This window comes from Frankia sp. AgB32 (genome assembly GCF_023243045.1).
Taxonomy (GTDB): domain Bacteria; phylum Actinomycetota; class Actinomycetes; order Frankiales; family Frankiaceae; genus Frankia.
Window position 1 is genome coordinate 12,698 of record NZ_JALKFX010000243.1, and the last position, 1,872, is coordinate 14,569.

A 1,872-nucleotide genomic window follows, 5' to 3' on the forward strand; every position below is an offset into this window, starting at 1 on the left:
CCGGGTCGACCTGGAGCGCCCAGCAGATCCTCGCTGACCGACGCACTGAAGCGGCACCGGCGCTCTCGCACAACAGCGCCGGGGAACTCGTGATGGCGTGGCGTGGGGTCGGGACCGACAACCACATCTACTGGTCCCGGCTGTCCGGATCGACCTGGACCACTCAGCAGATCCTGGCCGATCGACGCACCAACCTCGCCCCCGCGCTGGGCTGACGACCGAGACCCCGCACCCGACTGTCGATGCCCCGGAGCCGGCCGGCGCGGCCGTAACGGCCACCCAGCCGCTCCGGGGCACTTCGGGATCCGCCGGTGCCGCTACTGGGACGGTCCGGTCAGGCTCGCGGCGATGCCGGCGAGGTGGGCCAGGCGGCTGATCTCGGTGCCGCGGAAGGCGGGTCCGCCAGGCCGACCGAGCAGGATCACCAGCTGGTCGCGGCCCACCGGCGCGGCGGCCAGCGCCATGCTCATCGCCTGCCAGCGCGGCGGCAGGCCGCCCTCGCTGGCGTCGACAGGCCGCGCCCGGTCCAGTGGGAGCCAGGGTGGCACCAGCCGGAGCCGCTCGGGCACGCCGAGATCGTCGCCGCCGAGCGCGGGGGCGCCGACCGAGGTCTCCCGGATCCGCACGTCGTGCTCGTCGACATGTTCGAGCAGCACTGCCCAGTCGGCGTTGAACACGCAGGGGGCGAGTTCGGTCAGCGTCGCGGCGGCGTCGCGCGGCTGGTCGGTCAACGCGTCGACGAGGTCCAGGTCGTCAGCCACCCCGCCGCCGTCGGCGAGGAAGGGCCGCAGCGACTCGACGACGACCCCCGGCACCGACTGCGCGGCGCTCAGCGCCCGGTCGGCCAGCCCGCCCGGCGGCAGCACGACGAGCAGATCGTCCACCGCGCCGACGGGTCCGCGCTCCACGACGGTGACGCTGAGGATGTCGATGGCGGCCGCGCCCAGCGCGGTGGCGACCGCGCCGAGGGTCCCCGGGCGGTCCGGTAACACCACCCGCATCAGGTGCGACATGTAGCTGAGCATGCACAAAGAGTGTGTCCGCTGCATGGCTGACCGGTCACACCGAGATGACGGATCGCCGCGTCCACCTGCGGCTCCACGGAAACGGGCGGCGTTCGCCGACGAAGCCGGGCGCGTCGCGCCGGCGGGGATCGGCCCGGCGGCGATCCGCGGCCCGGCCGCGGTGGGCCGTGCGGCGGCGAGCGGCCAGCCGGCGAGGCCGCGCTCCGCTCCGGCCGCCGGCCGGCCCGTACGATGACATCACGCCGACGCGGCGCGTCGCCCGGCCGTCCCGGACTGTCAGCCACCCGGACCGTCAGTCACCTGGACTGTCAGCCCACAGAGCTCCCGGCCGTCCCGGGGACGGGCCGCCCGCGGCGCGTACGACCAGTCGCGGGCCGCCCGGCCCGCCGCCCACGAAGGGGCCACACGCCATGGGGATCACGCGGGACGAGGTAGCCCATCTCGCCCGGCTGTCGCGGATATCGGTGACCGACCACGAGCTCGACGCGCTCGCGCCGCAGCTCGAGGCGATCCTGTCGGCGGTCGCCCGGGTCGCCGAGGTCGCGGCGGCCGACATCCCGCCGACCAGCCACGCCGTGCCGCTGACGAACGTGTTCCGCCCGGACGTCGCCCGGCCGTCCCTGCCCGCCGCGGATGCCCTGGCCGCGGCCCCGGCGGCGCAGGGCGGCCGCTTCCGGGTGCCCCGCATCCTTGATCCGGACGAGTGAGGTCACCGCCCGCATGACGGACCATCCGACTCCCAGCGCCACCGCCTCCGCGACCGCCGCCGCCCCCCGCCCCCCCGCGGGGGGGCCCGGCGGCGGCGCCCCCCGGGGGGGGCGGGCCCCCCGGGCGCCCGCCGCCCCCC

3 protein-coding genes are annotated in these 1,872 nt (G+C 76.5%); 2 read left to right on the top strand and 1 reads right to left on the bottom strand.

The window, feature by feature from the left end; genetic code table 11:
• On the top strand, window positions 1–215 hold a 215-nt coding region (locus MXD60_RS27105; RefSeq protein ID WP_248822530.1), incomplete at its 5' end, for a hypothetical protein.
• Window positions 216–317: 102 nt separating this feature from the next.
• Here MXD60_RS27105 and MXD60_RS27110 read toward each other — a convergent pair.
• Entirely contained in the window at window positions 318–1,025 is a 708-nt protein-coding gene (locus MXD60_RS27110) for an ACT domain-containing protein (protein WP_248822531.1), read from the bottom strand.
• 410 nt (window positions 1,026–1,435) lie between these two features.
• On the opposite strand from MXD60_RS27110, the gene gatC reads away from it, so the two are divergent.
• Window positions 1,436–1,732: an Asp-tRNA(Asn)/Glu-tRNA(Gln) amidotransferase subunit GatC gene (gene gatC / locus MXD60_RS27115; protein ID WP_248822532.1), complete on the top strand. Its 297-nt coding sequence runs from the start codon at window positions 1,436–1,438 to the stop codon at window positions 1,730–1,732.
• Window positions 1,733–1,872: the final 140 nt, after the last annotated feature.